Here is a 20,804-nt window from a genome sequence, read left to right on the forward strand (position 1 = left end):
TCCGATGTTTTCAAAGATACTGATTGCCAATCGGGGCGAAATTGCGTTGCGGATTATCCGTGCCTGTAAGGAAATGGGCGTTGCAACTGTGGCCGTCTTTTCCACCGCAGATGAAAACAGCCTTCACGTCAGCCTAGCCGATGAAAGTATTTGTATTGGCCCGGCAGCTGTGACAGACTCCTATCTGAATATTTCGGCAATTTTATCGGCGGCCGTATTAACCGGGGCGGAAGCCATCCACCCCGGTTACGGACTGTTATCGGAAAATCCCAAGTTCGCCCGGCTCTGCGCCCAATGCGGGATTGCCTTTATTGGACCGAGCTGGGAAATCATTTCAAAAATGGGCGATAAGGATCAGGCCCGGGCCACCATGGCGGCCGCTGGCGTTCCCATTGTCCCTGGTACCGATATTATAAGTGATCCCGATCAAGCCCATCGCAAAGCCGATGAAATTGGCTATCCATTATTAGTCAAGGCCCGGTCTGGCGGTGGTGGCAAAGGCATCCGACTGGTGGAACGATCCGAGGATTTCTTAAACGAATATTCGCTGGCCCGGCAGGAAGCCCAAAATGCTTTTTATGACGATGGGGTTTATCTGGAAAAGTTTTTAACCCGAGTCAAGCACATCGAAATTCAATTACTTTGCGATCAGCATCAGCATGTGGTGGCACTGGGTGAACGGGAGTGCTCGGTGCAACGCAAGAATCAGAAGTTGCTGGAAGAAAGCCCTTCCCCTTCCCTGACCCCAGAAATCCGCATGGCAATGATGGAAGTTTCCCGCCAGGCGGCGCTGGCCATTGGCTATGAAAATGCCGGTACCATCGAATTTTTAATGGATGCGCAGGGTCATTTTTACTTTATGGAAATGAACACCCGGTTGCAGGTCGAACATCCAATTACCGAAATGGTGACCGGGGTGGATATTGTCAAATGGCAGATCCGGATTGCGGCTGGATTACCTCTGACCTTTGGTCAGGAGGATGTCCATATTCAGGGCCACGCCATCGAATGCCGAATCAATGCCGAAAATCCCCTGCTCGATTTCAGGCCCAACTGCGGCACCATCAACTTTCTTCATGTACCCGGTGGCCCCTGGGTGCGTTTCGACACCCTGCTCTATCAGGGCTATGCGATTCCGCCCTATTATGATTCGATGGTTGGTAAACTGATTGTCCACTCTAAAACCAGGGAGCTGACGATCCGCAAAATGAAAGCCGCCCTGTGTGAGCTGGTGATTGAAGGAATTGACCACACCAGCCAGGTGCAGTTGGATATTCTTAGTCACCCCTTATTTATTGCGGGCGATTACTTTACTGATTTTATGGAAAATGAATTTGGCAAGACTTTGCCGGAATAAAAATGGAGGGTTTAAATGCTTAGTAAAGGTCTATTTAAAAAACCGAAAAATGAACTGGAAGCCCAGCACCGAATCAAGCGTAAAACCGATCCGGCGATTCCCTCGGAATTATGCCGAAGCTGTCCATCCTGCAAGCAGTTGAGCTTCACCTCCGATTTAGAAAGCAACTTCCACGTCTGCCCCAAGTGCGGACATCATTTTCGGATCAATGCCCGCCAACGCCTGAATATGATTATTGATCAGGATACCTTTGTGGAGCAGTATCATGAGATGTCCTCAACCAATCGTCTGGGTTTTCCCGGATACGATGAAAAACTGGAGCAGGCCGCCCTTTTCAGCCACGAAAACGAAGGAGTCATTATTGGCACCGGAAAAATTGACAATCGGAAGGTAGCTCTATTCGTTATGGAAGCCACCTTTATGATGGGCAGTATGGGACAGGTTGTCGGAGAGAAGATCACGTTAATCTTTGAATACGCCCTAAAACACCAGCTCCCGGTGATTGGCTACACCGTTTCCGGTGGCGCCCGGATGCAGGAAGGGATGCTGGCACTGATGCAAATGGCTAAAACCAGCGGTGCCGTCAAACGACACAGTGATGCCGGTCTGCTTTACCTGACCATCCTCACCGACCCAACCACTGGCGGTGTCACTGCCAGCTTCGCCATGGAAGGCGATATTATTCTGGCTGAACCGGAAGCCTTAATTGCCTTTGCTGGCCCCCGGGTGATTGAGCAGACCATTCGTCAGCGTTTACCCAAAGGCTTTCAACGGGCCGAGTTTTTACTGGAAAAAGGCTTTGTCGATGCGATTGTTCCCCGTAGCACCCAAAAAGAAACCCTGACACAATTATTAACCCTTCACGGGATTCCCAAAGGTGGTGATCAAAATGGAAGCATATAAACGGGTTGCCCTGGCCCGTAAAAAGACCCGTCCGACCGGACAGGATTTTATTGATAATCTCTTTACCGATTTTATTGAACTGCATGGCGACCGCTGTTTTGGTGACGACCCGGCAGTAATTTCCGGTCTGGGTCACCTGATGGACATGCCAGTGACCGTCATTGCCCAGGAACGAGGTCAGAATACCAAATCCCGGGTCAAACGTAACTTTGGCTCCGCTCATCCGGAAGGTTACCGCAAGGCCCTACGGCAGATGAAACTGGCCGAAAAATTCAATCGCCCGATTGTTTGTCTGATTGACACCTCCGGTGCCTTTTGTGGAATCGGTGCCGAAGAACGGGGCCAGGGACTAGCCATTGCCAATAATCTGATGGAGATGATGAGCCTAAAGGTTCCGATTCTGTCGGTTGTGATTGGCGAAGGTGGTAGTGGTGGCGCTTTGGCCCTGGGAGTGGCCGACGAGGTCTGGATGCTGGAAAATGCCATCTATTCGGTGATCTCACCGGAAGGCTGTGCCAGTATTCTCTGGAAAGACGCTTCCAAAACCAAAGATGCGGCTAATTGCCTAAAGCTGACCGCTCAAGACTTATTGGAGCTCCAGATCATCGATAAGATTATATCGGAGAACCATCGTGATTTCAAAAACGTCTATCGGGAATTAAAAATCGGATTATATAAATGTTTTCAAAAAAACCAGGCTCTCGATCACGACCAATTGATCAACAACCGCTATCAACGGTTCCGCAAATACGGTGCCATTGATAGTATGACCAAATGATTAATGCCTGATCATCCAAGCAGCCTCAAAAAGCAGATAACTACCCGTAGTGCTGCTTTTTTTTTATTGTTCCAGAACAAAATAAATGCTATTATAGTTAATAAGTAAATTTTCACAGAATTCACAAAAGGAGATGATACCATGACTGGAGATCGAATTAAATGCGAACTTGTTTATAGTAAATTGCTTACCGCTGTTGAAGACATCATGTTGGAGGAATTTGAATTGCCGGAAGGTTGTATTGACATCGGGATTTTTACCACCCAATATGATGGTGTTGGCTACTGCGCAGCTGACGAAGCCACTAAAAACTCCAATGTTGAGGTTGCCTACGTAAAAACCCTTTACGGAGCTGGCGCCGGTCTCAATGACGGTCAGGTATTTGGCGTCATTACTGGCCCAACCATCTCAGACGTTGAAAATGGACTGCGCTATATTCGTGACTACGCCGAGAATAAAGCCAGTGTTTACAGCGTTAATGAAGATGACAGTAACCTGATTTATGCCCAGTTGGTTCCCAAGATCGGTAAATATTTTTCGAAAACCTATGGTTTGCCGATGGGTTCCTCGATTGCTTTTCTGTTTGCTCCGGCCCTAGAAGGGGTTGTAGGTATCGATGAAGCTTTGACAGTTGCCGATGTGGAAGTGGTAAAATTTTTCGGACCACCGACCAATTCAAACCTCAGTGGCGCCATCCTGACGGGTACCCAGGCTAATTGCCGAACTGCCTGTGAAGCCTTTAAAAACGCCATTATCAGTTGTGTCGAAGACCCGGTTGATTATTAAAAGTATCATGAACGTAAAAAGAACCGTCAGCTGACGGTTCTTTTCTTTTTCGGTGTGAATTTTAGTAATAATACATCGACTGCATCATCGATGCGACAATGGCCATTACGATGCTGGAGAAGATAATCGAGAGGACAATCCCGATGCCCATAAAGATCAAGGTTGCCCAGGCAAAGTGTTTTTTCGTGGCTGCAGTTTTTGAATCAACGCTCCAGATAATCAACATCACGATATTGACAATCGGAATATACAAGAGCAGCAGGGTCAGCATCCAGTCACCAAGTGTCATCGGGGCTTCGGCATTATCCGGAACTGCCTGGGATCTTGGTGGAGCCTGATAGGATGATCCACTTTGCGTCGATTCTGGGGGTGTCGTTGTGATGGTTTCTGAGATAATAACCGTTTCCTCGACAATACCATCAGCAATGATTTCATCGGCAACAATTTCTTGCGATAAGCTCTCTTCATCCGGGGTATCCCCAGGAATCTCTTTTCCGGAAACATCATGAGAAAGATTTTCATTGTCGAAAACGCCTGCCGTGAAATCTTCAACTTCACCAGGATTTTCCTTCAAAACATTACCACAGTTACCACAAACTACATCTTCGGAACTGATCCCGGCGTAACATTTGGGACAATACTTTGCCATTGCGCTCACATCCTTTTTATTTTATTTTATCATAAAAGCAGGATGATTTCAAAATATAATTCAGGACACAACTTCAATTTTTTTGATAACCTGATCGGTGTAGGGTTTATCTGATCGATCCCGATCTACCGCTACAATGGCATCCGCTGTTTCGATACCAGAGATCACCTTACCAAAAGCGGCATACTGGCCATCTAAGAATGGTGCATCATCAACCATGATAAAGAATTGCGAACCAGCCGAATTTGGCATGCCGGAACGGGCCATTGAAATGACACCCTTGACGTGTTTTAGGTCATTGACAACGCCATTGCCGGAAAACTCACCTAATATAGTGTGTCCCGGGCCGCCCATGCCAGTACCCTGGGGGCATCCGCCCTGAATCATAAAACCGGGAATGACTCGATGAAAAATTAAGCCATTATAGAACCCATCATTGACCAGGGTTAAAAAGTTTTCAACGGTGATCGGGGCAACTTCGGGATATAGTTCCACTTCCATGGTCTGGCCATTTTCCATTTCAATTTTTACAATTGGATTTACTGTTTCTGACATTATTTCCTCAAAATATTTCTGATAATTTTCATTTCAATGTAGTATACACCAAATGAAATAAAATGAAAAGAGGCGATCGGCTGTCTTAAGTATTTTGCATGCGATGGTTTTTAGACCGCATATTTGTATTCACCGGTTTGTTGATCGAGATCGTAAAAATCAGCAAAGCTTAAACCAAAGACATCTTTGTTTTTATCGGAAACATCAATTTTATTTTTGATCAGATATTGCCAGAAACCCGTTCCGCCAATATCGCCCTGCATGATTACGCCCTGGACGACGCCATTTTTTAGCACCACTTTCTGATAATTGTGGCGGTCTTCACGGATGAGGATCTCACAGTTTTCTTCCGGTTCCGGGTTGATATTCCCCAACGATAAGGTTGTCAGCCCATAGAAATTAACGGTGTTTTTAAGGGCATAGCGGTCTTCGTATAATAATTTTTCGCCCAGCATGTTGATCGCTGCGATACGGCCCTGTTTCATGGCATTCGGCCAGATCCCGGCAATCCCGGTAACATCTCCAGCGGCATAAATATCGTCGATATTCGTCTTAAGATCATCACCAACGAGAATCGCCTGGTTGGTTTTTATCCCGGATCCCTGCGTAAAATTAAAGGCAGGGCGCACTCCAGCTGCAATCACAATGACATCGGCAGGAACCGCTTTACCACTGGCTAAATGGATTGTTGTGCCACGACCGACATCATTGACATCCACCGAAACAACCTTGTCTTCCAGGATAAACTCTGCGCCAGCCTCTTCAAACAGCTGCTGATAGGCCACAGCAGCCTGATGATCAAGCTGCAAACTCATTACGTCCTTAGTCATTTCAATGATGGTGACATTTAATCCCCGTTCCAATAAAGCCACAGCAGCGTCCATCCCCACCAGACCGGCACCGATAACCACAGCATTCTTTGCTGTTTGACATTCCCGGTCTAAAAGTTTTGCATCTTTTAAGTCACGGAAGCCATAGACATTTTTTGATTCCCGCAGTCCCGGGATCGGCGGAATAAAGTAGCCCGCTCCGGTGGCAATCAGTAATTTGTCATAGCTGATTGTCTGATTGTTATGGGTTGTTACGGTCTTATAATCAGGATCCAGGCTGATTACCGTGGTATTATTAAGCCAGGTTATTCCTGCTGTCTCAAAGAAATCATCGGCAATAAAGCTGATTCCTTTGGCATCCCGCTGATGCCCCAGAAATTTATGGAGCATACAACGGGAATGAACGCTGTCTTCCCTGGAAATAATGACGACTTCTGTTTTTGGCTCTGAGACTTTAATGGTTTTGGCTGCACTGATGCCAGCTGCACTGGCTCCGATGATTACAATTTTCATAGGTTTACCTCTTTCACAACGATGGCTTGTTTGGGACAGGCTTTGACACAACTGGGTCCATCCGGTTTATCATCGCAGAAATCACATTTTATGACCTTCGTCCGGGTTTTTTTATCTGGCTTTAACACCCCAAAAGGGCAGTTCATCACACACATATAACAGGCAGCACATTTGTTTTCATCATACTGCACATGGCCGCTAACCGGATCCTTTTCCAGCGCTCCACTCATACAGGAGAGCACACATTCCGGCTCGTCACAGTGACGACAGAAAATTGGCAGATAACCCTTCCCGGCATCGAACTTGATGAAATTTCGGGTTTCGGCATCAGGACTTTGCAGGTTGACGGTGTAAAAATTACTACCTTCTTCATGGGCGCTGATACAGGCAATATTGCAGTTCAGGCAGCCATCGCATTTTTCACGATCAATGATGATTCGTTTCATGATTACACCTCCTTAGATGTTTAATTCCTGACGTTTCTTTTCAATGATGGCATCCAAAGTTTGGGCGGCTGACTGGGCATTTTCATCAATGATCAATTGTCCACCAGTGAGGCTTAACATGTCCTGAGTAAATACCTGTACCGCCACCGGGCTGCCGGTTACAAACGGTGGTAAACCCAAATGCAGTGGCAGACCAAGGGCTAAACCAAAGGCACCGTCAGCCAGTGCTTGTTCTTCCAGCCATTGCGGCGCTGATAAAACCAACGGCAATTGTGGCAGATCAACGCCGATGGCTTCGGCCAGTTCAGTGGCAACCAGTTCCAGTCGGCCAATCGCCAGACAGGGACCAAAGTTTAAAACCGGCGGAATTCCCAGGCTCTCACAGACGGCCCGCAGCTTTGGTCCGGCCAGAGATGCCGCTGAAGGGGACATTAAACCGACATTTTCCAACCCGCCGGATGAACATCCTGCCGATAAAACCAGAATATCTTTGGCAATCAATTCTTTAACCAGATTGACCGTCAGCACGTCATGACCGCCAGCCGTTAAACTGGAACATCCGACCACCCCGGCAATCCCTTTAATTTCACCTTTGACAATTAAGTCAATCAACGGTTTCCAGGTTCCCCCCAGGAATGATTTCAAGGAGCCTTCACTGACGCCGGTTAACGTATCATCATTGCCGTGTTCGGCATCCAGATTCAAGGCAACCACTCCCCGTCTGGCCTGATACGCTTCGATTACGGAATCGATAATTTCATTACTCTGGCTTTCTTTTTCTTCAAAAACAAAGGGTTTCATTTCAGCGTTAGCTTTTTTGGAAACATCGTCTAAGCAGATTTGTTTGATTTTTAATTCGTCACAGATCGGTTCAATCCCCGGTAAGGTACAGTTGAATTCGGATAACACCGCATCAATAGCGCCAGTAGCAAGAATCGCTTCACTGGTAAAATTGTTACCGGCATGACCGTTGAAGACTTCTTTATAATGTTCGCCGCGCAATTGTAGATCTTGACCGACACAGGTACAACCAACCAGTTTGAACCCTTTGGCCCCAACAGCTTTGGCCTTTTCAATGACATCCCCCTGAATCAACCGCTCCTGTAAATAGGCAAACATTGAGTGCTGATGACCCGTGATCATGATATTGATATAGTCGGTATCAATAACCCGTAAGCCCACTGGCGCCAAACGGATGGAAGGTTCTCCGAGCATCACATCATTTAGCAGATTCGTCAGTGTTAAACCATAGAGACCGGTAGAAATACCCAGCTTCAAGCAGTTAAGATACATATCGACGGGATCTGAATTGAGATTGGTAGACGTTTTGACAACCCCGGCAAACACTTCCGATTTTGCCCCGCCTGGCAAGATGCCCAATTCTTTCCAACGATCAAACCGGGGTTTATAAGCCATTTTTTCGACCAGTTCCATTTTGATATAGTCCGGTTTATATAAATCAGATAAGACCAGATCGGCTATCTTTTCCGCACAAATATACTCATCGGTTTCATCCACTTCAAAAATTTCTGCCAGTTTGGCCAGAGCAACCTTACCTTTTAATATCCCTTTGCTGGCAGCGGTCTTTTTAAGCAATAGAGCCGTGTTTTCAACGATATGTATATAACATCCCGACCCGGCAGAAACCGCACGCAGGAAATTTCGGGCCACGATGGTGTCAGCCGTTGCGCCACAAACCCCTTTGGGTCCGTCTGGTGTGATTCGACATGGCCCATTTGAACAAAGCCGGCAACAGATCCCCTGTAGCCCGAAACCACATTTGACACTTTGCCCCTCCATCCGATGATGCGATGTATCCACGCTGAGATTGGAAATAAAGTTTTCCAGTTTTTGATCCGCACTTGCACAGGTTTTACAACTAAAATTTGAATTCATATGATACCCTCCAGTAATTTATATTTGTAGCTGTTTTCGATATTAATCTTACCTGTTTTCTTTAAAGAACTGTTCCGATTAAAATCATGTTTAAATTATATTTCTGGAACAAGTATTTGTCAAGAATGATTCAAGATAAATATTTATCATAACATTTAAGTCCAAAAAATTCAAAAGCCTGATACCACGGCATCAGGCTTTTGATGTTAAAATTTATTTTTGTAAAAGTAGTAAGTTTCTTAATAATGATCAGGCAAAAAGAGAGACTTCCATACGGTTTAGCGACACATCATCCGGTAGTTTATTCTTAAAATAATCGGAAAGTAAGATTTCCAGTTCCGGATCAAAGTAGTCACAAATACCGTTGTTTTCTTTATTATAGATATGTACATGAAACTGAGTATTGGCATCAAAACGCATTACTTCCTGATTGTCCTTTAACTTTAAAATCAGACCTTTTTCAGAGAAGGTTTCAAGAATATTATAAATCGTCCCTACCGACATCACATATCCCTGATTTTCGAGGGCATCCATTAACATATCAGCACTGGGGTGCGAGGTCATTTCTGACAATACCTTTAAAACGCTGATACGCTGGGGCGTGGCTTTTAATCCGACACTACGGATCATATCTGTATACATTTGGATCTTTTTACTTTTCATGATTAAGAATAACTCCTAACTAATAATTTCTGTTTTAATTATAGTATGATTCACTGATATTGTCAAACTTCTTTTAGCTTTTCTATTAAAAAAGTGTCCGATTCCACACGATTTTAAATTACATGGCTTGTCAGAGACAATCTTCGTAATTCTATCAGTGTGTCATCGGACACTTCCTCATTCTCACAAATTGTTTTTGATCAATCCTCATTTAGTCATCTCTCACATTCACATCTGCATTGATTTTGGAAGATTTGGTCGATTTTTATTAGCCAAAAATCCATCAGCTGTGATTTCATCTCCAATCATTTCCTCTGCGAAAAGCTCATCATTGCTCGTCAGGATTCGCCTTTCAACGGCAGGCATCATTTCCCGTCCCTGATCCAATAATCCTCTTGAAAGACTCATAACTTCAAAAGCTTTTTCCGTTTCATCACTGAACCATTTGTCGCCAATGATCTCGTCAGCAATTAACTCGTCTGTCAAGACGACATCATCCGTTTGTAGTGGCTTTGCTTCTTTAGCCGGGGTCATTTCCCTGCCACCATCGAGAAATTCCCGTGAAAAACTTCCACGTTCCATCATTTCCTCTTCAAGGAATTCATCAGCGATCTTCTTATCAACAACGATTCCCGTTGTTATTACCATGCCGCAAAAACTGCATTTTGTATCGTCAATACTCAAAATGTAAGTACATCGTGGACAATACTTCGGCATTTTACTCACTTCCTTCCAACTGTATTTTATCATAGGTTCAGTATTTTTACAAATGAAAGAAATCTATTTATCTTGTAAATCCTGAAATAAAGCTTTGGTTAAGCAATGTAAACAGGCTGATACAGAAATTTCTATTCTGCAACAGCCTGTTTGGTTTTATCTATAAAATGGTTGTACGAATGCAATTCGTGTTTATACAAATAAGGTGGTTCCGGCATTCTCATTGCTGGCGATATAGGTTCCGACGCCGGCAAATTCAATCCCGTCAATCAATTCTTCTTCCTTTATCCCCATCAGATCCATACTCATGGTACAGGCAATGAAACGAACCCCGGCATTTTGCGCTTTTTTAATCATTGTATCGAGGTCATCGACGTGTTTCTTTTTCATGATGCCCTTAATCATCGCCGGGCCGGCTCCCAACATATTCATCATTGACAGTGGCAGTCGGGCAGCTCCCTTTGGCATCATCGCTCCAAACATTTTTTCGATAAAGGTTTTATTGTGACCTTTGCCGTCTCTTCGTCGCAATGCATTGAGCCCCCAGAATGTAAAAAAGAGGGTGACGTTTTTCCCTTGGGCAGCAGCCCCCTGAGCAATGATCATCGAGGCCAGAACCTTATCTAGTTCGCCACTAAAAACCACCAGGGTGGCATTCTTCTGAGTTGAAACAGCAGGCATCAGGCTACAGGTTTCGCCAGCATCACCTTTTCGAATCACACTGACAAAGCTTTTGCCTTGGGTTATCTGCGATACCAGCGTATGGCCGTTGGTTTCGCACCAGCTTTTGATATCACTGACAAAGCCAAAATCGGTAGCAATAATCTGCACCAGATCACCGGCTTCAACACCTTGAATCGCCTCATACGTAGCCATCAACGGCCCTGGACATTGCAATCCGGTGACATCCACCTTTTTTTTGATCACCTGGTTCCCATCACCGCCGTGATCGACATTGCCGCCATCGGCTTCGTCTTTCTTGGGGATGCATTCACCAATAGTGAAATCCGGCTGAGCCAGCTGATAGTGGGCTGTTTTGTAGGTGCTGTAGCCACCCGATAAGTTATAGACATTGGTGAAGCCATGACCTTTTAGGATTCGTATACCCAGATACGCCCGTTGGCCGACCTGGCAACTGACATAAATTGGGGTGTCCTTGGCAATCGGTATTTCATCAATGCGATCTCTTAAGGTATCGAGTTCAATATTGACAGCACCTTTTATGGCACCGGCGCTAAATTCAATTGGTGTCCGGACATCCAATAGAAAGCCGCCTTTTCTAATGATCTCGTCAATCTCAAACCATTCTACTGTTTTATAAACGCCGGTTTCAATGTTGCTGGCGATATAACCCAAAACATTGACCGGATCTTTGGCTGATGAAAAAGGCGGTGCATAGCATAATTCGAAATCCTGAAGATCCAACACCGTCGCACCGGTTTTCATGGCGGTGGCAATAACATCAATTCGTTTTTCAGTGCCATCCTGGCCAACCGCCTGGGCCCCTAAAATTTGGAGGCTCTTTGGATCATAAAGCAGTTTCAAGGCAATATTGGTGGAATTGGGATAGTAACCGGCATGATTGGCCCGATGTGCAATGACCACCTGATAATTTATTTTTTTTATATCCAGCTGGGCGGCATTATTGCCGGTGGAAGCAATTGTTTTGCCAAAGACTTTGGCGACAGCCGTGCCCTGAATTCCCAGGTTTTTTGTTTTAATTCCATTAATATAATCAGCAACAACCCGACCCTGACGGTTTGCTGGCCAGGCCAAGGGAATGGCGGTTTGCTTTTTAGTTACAAAATCCTTTACTTCAATGGCATCACCAATGGCAAAAATATCGGGATTAACGGCTTCGGTATCGGCATTGATGACTTCATAGTTTTCAGTTGTGACGATATGACCCCGGGGACCGCATTTGAGATTGGCATTTTTTGCAAGTGCGTTTTCCGGAACAACACCGATGGCTAAAATAACCAGATCGGCCTGTAATACCATACCGCTCTCCAGAACTACCTCGGCTCCCTGCTTTTGGAAATGATTCACCCCATCTTCCAGAATCAGATTAACACAATTGGCATTGATTTCCTGATGAACCAGTTGAGCCATTTCAAAATCCAGGGGTTTTAAGACCTGATTCATTTTTTCAACCAGAGTCACGTTGATTCCAAGCTCCTGGAGGTTTTCAGCCATTTCAACGCCGATAAATCCGCCTCCGATGACGACCGCCCGTCCGACCTTGCCGCCATCGACAATGGCTTTGATTTTATCGGTATCAGGAATATTTCGGAGGGTTAAGACATTTTGGGCTTCTGACAAACCAGGAATCGGAGGAGAAATTGGTTTGGCACCGGGAGATAAGATCAGCTTATCGAAGCTTTCAGTATACACTTCATCGGTCTGGTGGTTTTTAACTGCCACGGTTTTGGCGATTGGATCAATGCTGATAACCTCACTGAAATTTCGGATATCCAGATTAAAACGTTTTGACATGCCATCAACAGTTTGTACCAGTAATTTTTGACGATCTTTAATCACATTGCCAATATAATAGGGCAACCCACAATTAGCAAAAGAGATGTACTCATCCCGCTCAAACAAAATAATCTCGTCATCTTCACTTAAACGACGTAAACGGGCAGCAGCAGTCGCACCACCGGCGACGCCGCCAATAATTAATATTTTTTTCATGATAAATCCTCTCCGTACAATGCCTTAATAATATTTTGAGCTGGTTTACTGATGACTTCGTAATAAATCTCATTTCCTGTCCGGTAGCCCTTGACAATGCCGGCATTTTTCAGCTTTGATAAGTGTTGGGAAACCCCAGATTGGGAAACTTCAAGGCACTCTTCCATATAGGAAACATTGCATCTGCCATTGGCGATCAGTCCCTTTGTAATACACAACCGGACTGGGTGTCCCAGTGCTTTAAGAATGTCTGCCGTAACCTCGTGATCTTTCAAATCCATTTCCATGAAAAACTCTCCTTGCATCAACATAATAAATCAGCCTATCATTATTATATTAGACTTTTCTAATATGTCAACTCTTTTTTATTTTGTTTTGCTTCCAACGTCTTAAATCGAAATTCTATCGTCAAAAATTCGATTAACGCTTAATTATTTTGAATGACGAAAAATGAACAGTTGTACCTGCTCTGCGAACAGTCAGGAATGTTACTCCTTTAACTGGTTTTTAATTGCTAATTACCTACACATTACCACATTCTAATACTTTAATCAAGGGGATTGTTTTGTCGTCTATTTTAAATAAAGTTATGAATTTTGTGATTCATTGTACAAAAAATGCTCAGTTTAATTTACTGAGCATTTGTTAGTATTTTTTTAAACCAAATAAACGGGGCTAAAGCCTTAGCATAATGAATAAATATGGTATTCCTTATTTAGTTCCTAATAACTTATATAATATATGGTATAGGGTAATTATTTCCTCTTGGGTGATGGGTAAGCATTCTTTAACTTTATCTGGAATCTGACTGGCAGGTTTCTTGAGGGATTCGCCTTTTGGGGTGAGTTTAATAATCACGTTTCGCTCGTCATTGGGATCACGGTTTCGTTCAATTAATTCGATTGATTCCAGACGCTTCAATAACGGAGTCAGGGTTCCCGAATCCAGATAGAGATATTCGCCCATTTTTTTCACATTGATGGTTTTATGTTCCCACAGCACCATCATGGCCAGATATTGGGTATAGGTCAGTCCGATTTCATCCAGAGAGGGTTTATAACGTTTAACCACCTCTTTGGCACTGGCATAAAGCGGAAAACACAATTGGTTTTCCAGTTTCAGTTGATCATTGTTCAAGTCAATCACTCCTTTGAAATAGTATACCAATCATTATACATCACAATTCTGTTGCAGGCAATTTTTCGCAGGGGATTATTCGGCTAATAATTTTTTGATATCATTCTCAATTTTTTCGGGCACATCGGTTGGCGCAAATCGTTTAACGACCTGGCCATGTTTATTTACCAGAAATTTTGTGAAATTCCATTTTATATTGGAACCCAACATTCCTCCCTGCTCATTTTTCAGGAAATTGAACAGCGGATCGGCGTTATCGCCATTAACATCAATTTTATGAAAAATTTTAAACGTGACACCAAATCGGGTTTCGCAAAAACTCTTTATTTCGTCATCAGAACCGGGGGCCTGATTGGCAAACTGATTACAGGGAAAATCAAGAATCTCAAAGCCCTGATCCTTATAAGTATCGTATAGCTCCTGAAGTCCGGCGTATTGTGGGGTTAGACCACAACCAGTGGCGGTATTGACAATCAATAACACCTTACCCTGATATTCTTTCATGGAAACATCCTGGCCAGTGGCGTCTTTTACGGTAAAATCATATATGTTCATGATCGTTCTCCTTTGCGTTATTACATTGTATGCAATTATTATACATCACAATTTAATGTCGTCAAGTGTTTTTTGCGAAGATTTAGTACGATTTAAACATTGAATGCATAACTCAAATAAATGGAACCGTTACAGAATAAAACCTGCTCAAACTGGATTTATTCCGTTAACCACACTGCGGATATTTCGGAGACTGTTTTTTACTTCTTCAGGAGAACAGACATGGACACTCTGGGGCAGATAATTTAAAAAATCCCTAAATACAATTACTATTCCAATTTCTCTGACAATCAGTTTTTGGATGCTCTGGTTCATCCGATTGAGTATGATAAATTCAACGACTTCTTCATTGACATGATAGCGGATGCACAGGTTTTTTGCACTACCAACTACGCCGTCTCGCAGTACCGAAATACTAGATCGAAGAATGCCACCTGTTTCCTGAGGTGAGATCGTAGTAGCAACACCCTTCTTTTGCGGATTGGCGCTTTGATCCAGGATCGTTTCAAGCTGATCAAATGAAATGAACTTTTCTGAGATGGAGCTTTTTTTTATTTTTTCAAATGCTGGCAGGGTGTGATCGACCCATTGTGCTGATTCTTTTTCAACAAAAGGTATGCATTTTCCCAGAATCATCTGGGATTTTTTCTGGTAATAGTCTAAAATTTCAGGATCTTCATAAATAATCGCACTTTCAAAATCCCGGTCAATGGTGATTACCTGCTTTGATGTGATAAAATAATTGGGAACAATAATACTGATATCATCATATATTTTGGTTCCTGAGTAGAAATAGTACGGCTCATAATCAATATTTGTGAGACTTTTTAGTAATAGAACGGTTTTGAGGATGTCGAGGTTATTTCCCAGTTTTTTCTTATTGACTAAGGGAATAATATTCTGAATTTTTCCGCAGTGATGATTATGACAACTGATCCGCATAATTAACTCATACAGAAAATAGTGTTTGAAATTGATTGACATGATGACATGGGCATCTTCATTCCGCCCCATTTCTTCCATAAAACAACTTCGGATAATTCCCTCAATTTTTACCTGTCCGTTGATAATCCGAACTTTTTCTGAAGCTAACTGGGTTTTTACCAGATACTCTTCCGTTTCAATCCACATTTTCTTCTGATTGGTTTGAGTACTGATTTCGTTATAAAGAGCAAAGATATCATGACTGTTTTTGAGAACTTCGCAATCGTCATACTCATTCTCATAAAGGGCGTATAATAACTTCTTTTTATCTTTGCTCAGGTTTAAAGCCACCATAATTTTCTGAAGATCCTCTAGATTAAGACGGCGCTTGCCTGACAAGAAATGCTGAAGGGTGGAGCGATCGACTCCCACTTCTTTAGCAAGTGAAAAAATTGTCATATTTTTTTCTTTTATCATTTCTTTTAACACATTACCGATTTCCTTGCTCATTCTTTCCTTCGTCTCCTCCTTCAGTTGTGCATTTTGGTGATTTTGGGGTAAGTTTAATTTAATTATTATTTTGCGATCATAACGTTTGTAGATTGATGCTTTTATTTTAACATTAAGATGCAAAATAATCAATAACAAAGAGCTAATATTCATATAATGATTGACATGCGCTCGCTTCTATCAGATGTTTTTTGAGCGCAAAAAAGCGCACGTCAGCCAGATGCTGCGTACGCATGATAAAAATTGGTTCAAAATGGTTTAAAGGTAACGCTTTCTGTAAGTGTGTCTGAAGTTTACTAGATATAATCGAGTTCTTTCTGTCGTTCCAATTGTCTTTGTGCGGCTTTAATGACCGACTCCGTATTATCTGACTCATCGTACTTGGTATAAAAACCAAAAGAAACCGAGAGTTTAATGGTTTGAACCTTAACTTCGTCAAGACTCTTTTTAAAGCGCTCCAAAGCCCGCTCAACCTTGGCACCTTCGGTTCTGGGCATCAGAACAACAAATTCGTCACCTTCGTAGCGGGCCACCACATCATCGCCCCGAACGCCATACTTAAGAACCTGAACTGCTTTTCGCATGAGAATATCGCCAACAGCGTGACCATACTCACTATTGATCTTGGACATGCCATTGATGTTCATAAAAATGATCGATAGTGGGTAGTATTGCTCTTCATCCATTCGTTGCAGCTCTTTTTCATAGAACTTGCGGTTGTATACACCGGTTAATTGATCATAAAAGGACAAGGATTCCATGTTCTGGTCAAGACTGTTTTTTTCTTTAAGCATCTCCTTGATGAAACTCCGGTGCTCGGTGACATCCTGCATAAAGCAGAGGATCCCGATAATCTCACCATTGCTATTTTTGATTGGTGCCCAATGATTTTTACCAACAATGACATTCCCACTATCACCCTCATACTCTTCAAGGGACGAAAACTGTTCACCAGCCAGCACTCGATCAAAAAATCCCCGTAGATTATCCCGTTCCTCATTACTGTTAATGATATCCAAAATACGGGTTCCAATTGCAATGTCGGCCCCCCATTGATCTTTTGCCATTTCTTTATGTCGATTATTAAAGCTTAAATACCGATAGTCCCGATCCAGACCGAAAACAAGAAACTCATGGGTGGTTTCAAGCATGGTTTTTAGCAGGCTATTTGCCAACTCCAACTTCTCAGTCAAAGCTAGTACGGCTTCTTCAAATGACTGCTCTTCAAGTTTTTTTCGGTTATCTTCATTGATGGTCTCAATATTTACGACACTCATATTTTTACTCACTAAGCCTCAACCTCCAAAATTATTTAAATCTTAGATTTAATTAAAATATTCCTGTATTATTCAGGAATATTTATATATTGTAACATTTCCAACGTTAAGATTCTACTTTTTTTGACTATAATTTTTGCATCATTATTATTTGTAACGCAACCTGACTGAGGGTATCCTGTAATTTTTTAACATTGTCAAGACCTTAGACTAAAGTTTAACCCCGTCTGGAAATCCGACTGAAAAGCCGGGTTGTTTAAGAATTTTCTGATTAGAGACGTCAATTTTCTCCAGTGCGTTACAGCCATAAAAGGCATATTCCCCGAGGGTTTCCAATTCATCAGGCAGATGAATTACATTCAGATTGTCGCAGCCATAAAAACAACTGATGCCAATATGCTTTAACTGATTTGGTAGGATCATTTCACTGATTAAGACGCAATCTTTAAAGACATGACTGCCCAATGTTTCCAGTTGACTATTTTCAAGAAATGCAACGGATTGAAGGCGCTGGCAGCCAAGAAATACCGCTTCTTCAATTTCAATTACGGCATCAGGAATGACCAGTTGTATTAATGAGCGGCAGCCTTCAAACGCAGAGGTGCCAATCTTTTCCAGAACTCTGGCACTGTCTAAATTAATGCTATTTAACGATTCGCAGCCGTAGAAGGCAAAATCTTCAATAACTTTCAGGGTGCTGGGGATGGTCACCCGTTCCAACTGAGTACATTGATAAAACATACTGCGTTTGATGACCTCAACACCCTCGGGAATAACCACTGATTTTAGCTCAGAATCATGGCGATAGCCATGACTTGCTGCTGTTTGAAAGTCTGCAAAATCTTTAAAAACAAGTTCTTTTGTATCATCCGCCGGATCAACGGTATCGGCTTCATTGTCAAAGCTGAGACCTGGATTTTCGGGAAAAATTGGCTTCGGTTCAGTTTTTGAGAAAAACCCCATACCCTTTTCAATTGTTGCCTGGGAGGCGGCTTGGTCGTTAAAGGGATTTGGCTTGGAGTGATAATCGGCGTCTATTGATAAGTACTCAGCAATTGTTATATCTGGCACACTCTCCGGCTCAAACGCTTTGACAATGGGTTCTGGTTCGGCTGTTTCCTGTTTGAAGCTGGTAGGCGTATCTGCTATGGGCTGATCGGAGCCATTAAATTGTTTTAGCACATTTTCTTTTTCTTTGAGGGCCAGGTCTGCCATAAGCATCTCATTTTTGAGGTTATCCAATTCTGCCCGTAGCGGCAGTCGTTTTTCAGCGAGGGGTGGTTTTACTGCTTGGTTTGCTTCCAGTTCATTTTGGGAGGCAAACAATTCGTTCTGGAGAATTTCCAGTTCTTTCTGGGATTGGCGGATTTTCTCTGTCAGTGTTTGAAATTCGGTTTCGGCATCAAAAAGATGCGCCTTCACGGTATGGAGTTTGCTGCGGGATAAATCGAGATCCTGACGGCTAGTCTCCAACTCCGCTGTGATCTGCGTCAGGGCGGCTTTTTTTAACGAAATTTCACTGTTAATCGCCATCAGTTCCTGATCAACTGCTGCGTTATTGCCCAATTCAATACTGTTAACAGTTTCTACTGCCGGATTCTGTTCAAAGATGACCAGATAAAAATCTTCTTTCTGGGCCGGGGAGCTTTCTTTTAAGAGCGGCAACACCCGAATGATAAGCCCCTCGGTAGCCTTTTTCCGTCTGACTGCAATGATCGGAGAATCAACCGCTAAGCGACGGGTGATAGCCTGGTAGAGCGTTTTATTCAAATCACGACGGAATTTTTTACGGGCCATTTTTAAAATGTTATTGACCCCGGCATAACCCTGCGTCGGCTCTAAAAATAACCCGGTATGACCGTGAACATAGCGAATCGTTCCCAACTGATCCACCAGCACCGCCACCGGGGCATAGGTTTTTAAAAGTGCTTCTCTGGTCAGTTCCATAACGGTTTGCTCGGCTGACCGAACTCTGCGGGTAATGGTGAAAAAGCACGGCCATTCCAGGGCTCCTATTTCAGATAAAACACGATCTTTAATCCGGTATTTTTTTTTCGCCTGCATTCCTGCAGTTACTTTATTTAGTTGTTCCATAACCGATCCTCCTCTACTTTTTGCGTTTGTTCCAGGTGGTGATGGCAAAATTAACAGGGCTTGCGATACACCGCTGGCATAATGAATTTAAAATTGGTCTGTTTCAGATTAAGTGACTCGGCATGACCAATAAAGAGATAGCCTCCGGGCTCCATATAATTGTACATCTTTTCGACTAAACGGTCTTTGGTTGCCTGATCAAAGTAAATCATCACATTACGACAGAAGATAACATCAAACTTTTTCTTAAAAACAAAAGTAGGCGTCATCAGATTGAAACGACGGTAAATCACTTCATTCTTGATCGCATCCACAATCATCATGTGGTTGCTGTCATAACTCTGAAAATATTTTAATTTCCAGTTAGGCGGGAGTACCTGTACCCGATCTTTTTCATAAATGCCTTTTTTAGCGGTATCCAGAACCTTGTTGGAGATATCGGTTGCCAACAGTTTTTTGTCCCAAAGATGGGCCTCAGTTCCGAAAAATTCGGCCATGATCATCGCCAGCGTATACGGCTCCTCGCCAGTGGAACTGGCGGCGCACCACAGCCGGATATCACGGTTATTTTCGGCTTCTTTTTTTTTCTTGAGATAAGGTAACACGGTATTCTTAAAGAACTCAAAGTGCTCCGGCTCCCGCATAAAAAATGTATGGTTGGTGGAAACCTTATCAATGAGCACCGAACTGGCTTCTCCGGTTTTATCAGAGATTAAATAATGATAATAGTCGGTAAAGCTATCAAAGCCCAACTCCACCAGTAGCTTGTGAAGCCGCCCCATCAGTAGAAGTTGTTTTTCTTTTTTTAACTCAATACCATACTCACTGTGAATATATTCCGTTAACATGGCAAATTCTTTTTCGGTGATTTGAATCATTTTTCCACATCCTCAATCCTGTTATCCGCATTCACCCGTCGTCTGACAATGCCCAACAACGGCAAATACTTAGACTAGTTTAACTCAGACCGGGGCTCTTGTAAATACTGAATTTTGCCGGTGTTGCTGATGTTTTTTCGGAATTTATCATCTTCTTCAGTAAATAATTTTCTTGTCAATCCGATTAAAAAAGGCTATACTGGAATAAATCTAATTTAGAATGGAGAATGAATATGGCAATCGTATGGACACCAGCTCTGTCAGTGGGCGTAGACAACATTGATTCACAGCATAAAATCTGGTTTGAAAAAGCAGATCAACTTTTTGAAGCCGGCAAGACCGGAAAATCCAAGGAAGTTATTGCGCAAATGTTTGATTTTCTTGACGATTATACCAAGCAGCATTTTAAAGATGAAGAAGCTTACATGGCCAAAATAAACTATCCCGAAATTGAAGAACAAAAAAAATTACACAAGGCGTTTATTGAAGAGCTGGCCAAACTAAAAAAAGATTATCAGGAATCCGGCGGAAATATCACCCTGATTATTAACGCCAATCAGATGATTGTAAATTGGCTGACCAAGCATATATCGAACGTTGATAAAAAAATTGGCACCTACGCCAAAACTCTATAAATCATCA

At 43.0% G+C, this 20,804-nt stretch carries 20 protein-coding genes; 5 read left to right on the forward strand and 15 right to left on the reverse strand.

The window, feature by feature from the left end; genetic code table 11:
- The first annotated feature begins 4 nt into the window (after positions 1-4).
- The 4 genes from accC (at position 5) to eutL (ending at position 3,824) form a co-directional block, all read left to right on the forward strand.
- The gene (gene accC / locus BI182_RS10735) at positions 5-1,357 is read left to right on the forward strand and encodes an acetyl-CoA carboxylase biotin carboxylase subunit (RefSeq protein ID WP_286807812.1); all 1,353 of its coding nucleotides are present in this window, start codon (positions 5-7) and stop codon (positions 1,355-1,357) included.
- Between the two features lie 15 nt (positions 1,358-1,372).
- Positions 1,373-2,260, forward strand: a complete 888-nt coding sequence (gene accD, locus BI182_RS10740) for an acetyl-CoA carboxylase, carboxyltransferase subunit beta (RefSeq protein ID WP_286807813.1) — start codon at positions 1,373-1,375, stop codon at positions 2,258-2,260.
- A complete protein-coding gene (locus tag BI182_RS10745; protein ID WP_286807814.1) occupies positions 2,247-3,038 on the forward strand; it encodes an acetyl-CoA carboxylase carboxyltransferase subunit alpha in 792 nt (263 codons plus the stop codon). Before accD ends, BI182_RS10745 begins: the two co-directional genes overlap by 14 nt.
- A 141-nt stretch (positions 3,039-3,179) precedes the next feature.
- Positions 3,180-3,824: an ethanolamine utilization microcompartment protein EutL gene (eutL, locus tag BI182_RS10750; protein WP_070372249.1), complete on the forward strand. Its 645-nt coding sequence runs from the start codon at positions 3,180-3,182 to the stop codon at positions 3,822-3,824.
- 61 nt (positions 3,825-3,885) lie between these two features.
- On the opposite strand, the gene BI182_RS10755 is transcribed toward eutL, so the two are convergent.
- From BI182_RS10755 to BI182_RS10825, 15 genes are all read right to left on the reverse strand, one after another.
- Positions 3,886-4,473 (reverse strand): zinc ribbon domain-containing protein, encoded by a 588-nt coding sequence (locus BI182_RS10755; RefSeq protein WP_084633734.1) that lies wholly within the window; start codon positions 4,471-4,473, stop codon positions 3,886-3,888.
- A gap of 60 nt (positions 4,474-4,533) precedes the next feature.
- Complete coding sequence (locus BI182_RS10760) at positions 4,534-5,028, reverse strand: peptidylprolyl isomerase (RefSeq protein WP_148637119.1); 495 nt, start codon at positions 5,026-5,028, stop codon at positions 4,534-4,536.
- Positions 5,029-5,138: 110 nt separating this feature from the next.
- Positions 5,139-6,371 carry an NAD(P)/FAD-dependent oxidoreductase gene (locus tag BI182_RS10765; RefSeq protein WP_286807815.1) on the reverse strand — a complete coding sequence of 411 codons (1,233 nt, stop codon included), beginning with the start codon at positions 6,369-6,371 and terminating at the stop codon, positions 5,139-5,141.
- Positions 6,368-6,817 (reverse strand): 4Fe-4S dicluster domain-containing protein, encoded by a 450-nt coding sequence (locus tag BI182_RS10770; protein WP_070372252.1) that lies wholly within the window; start codon positions 6,815-6,817, stop codon positions 6,368-6,370. Before BI182_RS10770 ends, BI182_RS10765 begins: the two co-directional genes overlap by 4 nt.
- A 12-nt stretch (positions 6,818-6,829) precedes the next feature.
- Complete coding sequence (gene cooS / locus BI182_RS10775) at positions 6,830-8,713, reverse strand: anaerobic carbon-monoxide dehydrogenase catalytic subunit (RefSeq protein ID WP_286807816.1); 1,884 nt, start codon at positions 8,711-8,713, stop codon at positions 6,830-6,832.
- Between the two features lie 249 nt (positions 8,714-8,962).
- Positions 8,963-9,376 carry a Fur family transcriptional regulator gene (locus tag BI182_RS10780; protein WP_286807817.1) on the reverse strand — a complete coding sequence of 138 codons (414 nt, stop codon included), beginning with the start codon at positions 9,374-9,376 and terminating at the stop codon, positions 8,963-8,965.
- Between the two features lie 228 nt (positions 9,377-9,604).
- On the reverse strand, positions 9,605-10,093 hold the full coding sequence (locus BI182_RS10785) for a zinc ribbon domain-containing protein (protein WP_286807818.1): 489 nt from the start codon (positions 10,091-10,093) through the stop codon (positions 9,605-9,607).
- 192 nt (positions 10,094-10,285) lie between these two features.
- Positions 10,286-12,787 (reverse strand): FAD-dependent oxidoreductase, encoded by a 2,502-nt coding sequence (locus BI182_RS10790; protein ID WP_286807819.1) that lies wholly within the window; start codon positions 12,785-12,787, stop codon positions 10,286-10,288.
- Positions 12,784-13,074, reverse strand: a complete 291-nt coding sequence (locus BI182_RS10795; protein ID WP_286807820.1) for an ArsR/SmtB family transcription factor — start codon at positions 13,072-13,074, stop codon at positions 12,784-12,786. Before BI182_RS10795 ends, BI182_RS10790 begins: the two co-directional genes overlap by 4 nt.
- A 424-nt stretch (positions 13,075-13,498) precedes the next feature.
- A complete protein-coding gene (locus tag BI182_RS10800) occupies positions 13,499-13,924 on the reverse strand; it encodes a MarR family winged helix-turn-helix transcriptional regulator (RefSeq protein WP_286807821.1) in 426 nt (141 codons plus the stop codon).
- A gap of 75 nt (positions 13,925-13,999) precedes the next feature.
- Complete coding sequence (locus tag BI182_RS10805; RefSeq protein WP_286807822.1) at positions 14,000-14,479, reverse strand: glutathione peroxidase; 480 nt, start codon at positions 14,477-14,479, stop codon at positions 14,000-14,002.
- A gap of 147 nt (positions 14,480-14,626) precedes the next feature.
- Positions 14,627-15,913: a helix-turn-helix transcriptional regulator gene (locus BI182_RS10810; protein WP_286807823.1), complete on the reverse strand. Its 1,287-nt coding sequence runs from the start codon at positions 15,911-15,913 to the stop codon at positions 14,627-14,629.
- Between the two features lie 296 nt (positions 15,914-16,209).
- On the reverse strand, positions 16,210-17,202 hold the full coding sequence (locus tag BI182_RS10815) for a sensor domain-containing diguanylate cyclase (RefSeq protein ID WP_286807824.1): 993 nt from the start codon (positions 17,200-17,202) through the stop codon (positions 16,210-16,212).
- 198 nt (positions 17,203-17,400) lie between these two features.
- Complete coding sequence (locus BI182_RS10820; protein ID WP_286807825.1) at positions 17,401-19,284, reverse strand: leucine-rich repeat protein; 1,884 nt, start codon at positions 19,282-19,284, stop codon at positions 17,401-17,403.
- A gap of 50 nt (positions 19,285-19,334) precedes the next feature.
- Entirely contained in the window at positions 19,335-20,162 is an 828-nt protein-coding gene (locus BI182_RS10825; RefSeq protein ID WP_070372262.1) for a CheR family methyltransferase, read from the reverse strand.
- A 233-nt stretch (positions 20,163-20,395) separates the two neighbouring features.
- Between BI182_RS10825 and BI182_RS10830 the strand changes: the two genes are divergently transcribed.
- Positions 20,396-20,797, forward strand: a complete 402-nt coding sequence (locus BI182_RS10830) for a bacteriohemerythrin (RefSeq protein WP_070372263.1) — start codon at positions 20,396-20,398, stop codon at positions 20,795-20,797.
- The last annotated feature ends 7 nt before the right edge of the window (positions 20,798-20,804 follow it).

The sequence above is a fragment of the Acetobacterium sp. MES1 genome, assembly GCF_002237635.1.
Lineage (GTDB): Bacteria > Bacillota > Clostridia > Eubacteriales > Eubacteriaceae > Acetobacterium > Acetobacterium wieringae.

What these genes read in the sequence shown, in the direction of transcription:
- BI182_RS10820 (WP_286807825.1), bottom strand. Translation starts at nt 19,284, where the DNA reads ATGGAACAACTAAATAAAGTAACTGCAGGAATGCAGGCGAAAAAAAAA.
- cooS (WP_286807816.1), bottom strand. Translation starts at nt 8,713, where the DNA reads ATGAATTCAAATTTTAGTTGTAAAACCTGTGCAAGTGCGGATCAAAAA.
- BI182_RS10790 (WP_286807819.1), bottom strand. Translation starts at nt 12,787, where the DNA reads ATGAAAAAAATATTAATTATTGGCGGCGTCGCCGGTGGTGCGACTGCT.
- BI182_RS10785 (WP_286807818.1), bottom strand. Translation starts at nt 10,093, where the DNA reads ATGCCGAAGTATTGTCCACGATGTACTTACATTTTGAGTATTGACGAT.
- BI182_RS10830 (WP_070372263.1), top strand. Translation starts at nt 20,396, where the DNA reads ATGGCAATCGTATGGACACCAGCTCTGTCAGTGGGCGTAGACAACATT.
- accD (WP_286807813.1), top strand. Translation starts at nt 1,373, where the DNA reads ATGCTTAGTAAAGGTCTATTTAAAAAACCGAAAAATGAACTGGAAGCC.
- accC (WP_286807812.1), top strand. Translation starts at nt 5, where the DNA reads ATGTTTTCAAAGATACTGATTGCCAATCGGGGCGAAATTGCGTTGCGG.
- BI182_RS10770 (WP_070372252.1), bottom strand. Translation starts at nt 6,817, where the DNA reads ATGAAACGAATCATCATTGATCGTGAAAAATGCGATGGCTGCCTGAAC.
- BI182_RS10810 (WP_286807823.1), bottom strand. Translation starts at nt 15,913, where the DNA reads ATGAGCAAGGAAATCGGTAATGTGTTAAAAGAAATGATAAAAGAAAAA.
- BI182_RS10755 (WP_084633734.1), bottom strand. Translation starts at nt 4,473, where the DNA reads ATGGCAAAGTATTGTCCCAAATGTTACGCCGGGATCAGTTCCGAAGAT.
- eutL (WP_070372249.1), top strand. Translation starts at nt 3,180, where the DNA reads ATGACTGGAGATCGAATTAAATGCGAACTTGTTTATAGTAAATTGCTT.
- BI182_RS10780 (WP_286807817.1), bottom strand. Translation starts at nt 9,376, where the DNA reads ATGAAAAGTAAAAAGATCCAAATGTATACAGATATGATCCGTAGTGTC.
- BI182_RS10825 (WP_070372262.1), bottom strand. Translation starts at nt 20,162, where the DNA reads ATGATTCAAATCACCGAAAAAGAATTTGCCATGTTAACGGAATATATT.
- BI182_RS10745 (WP_286807814.1), top strand. Translation starts at nt 2,247, where the DNA reads ATGGAAGCATATAAACGGGTTGCCCTGGCCCGTAAAAAGACCCGTCCG.
- BI182_RS10765 (WP_286807815.1), bottom strand. Translation starts at nt 6,371, where the DNA reads ATGAAAATTGTAATCATCGGAGCCAGTGCAGCTGGCATCAGTGCAGCC.
- BI182_RS10795 (WP_286807820.1), bottom strand. Translation starts at nt 13,074, where the DNA reads ATGGAAATGGATTTGAAAGATCACGAGGTTACGGCAGACATTCTTAAA.
- BI182_RS10760 (WP_148637119.1), bottom strand. Translation starts at nt 5,028, where the DNA reads ATGTCAGAAACAGTAAATCCAATTGTAAAAATTGAAATGGAAAATGGC.
- BI182_RS10805 (WP_286807822.1), bottom strand. Translation starts at nt 14,479, where the DNA reads ATGAACATATATGATTTTACCGTAAAAGACGCCACTGGCCAGGATGTT.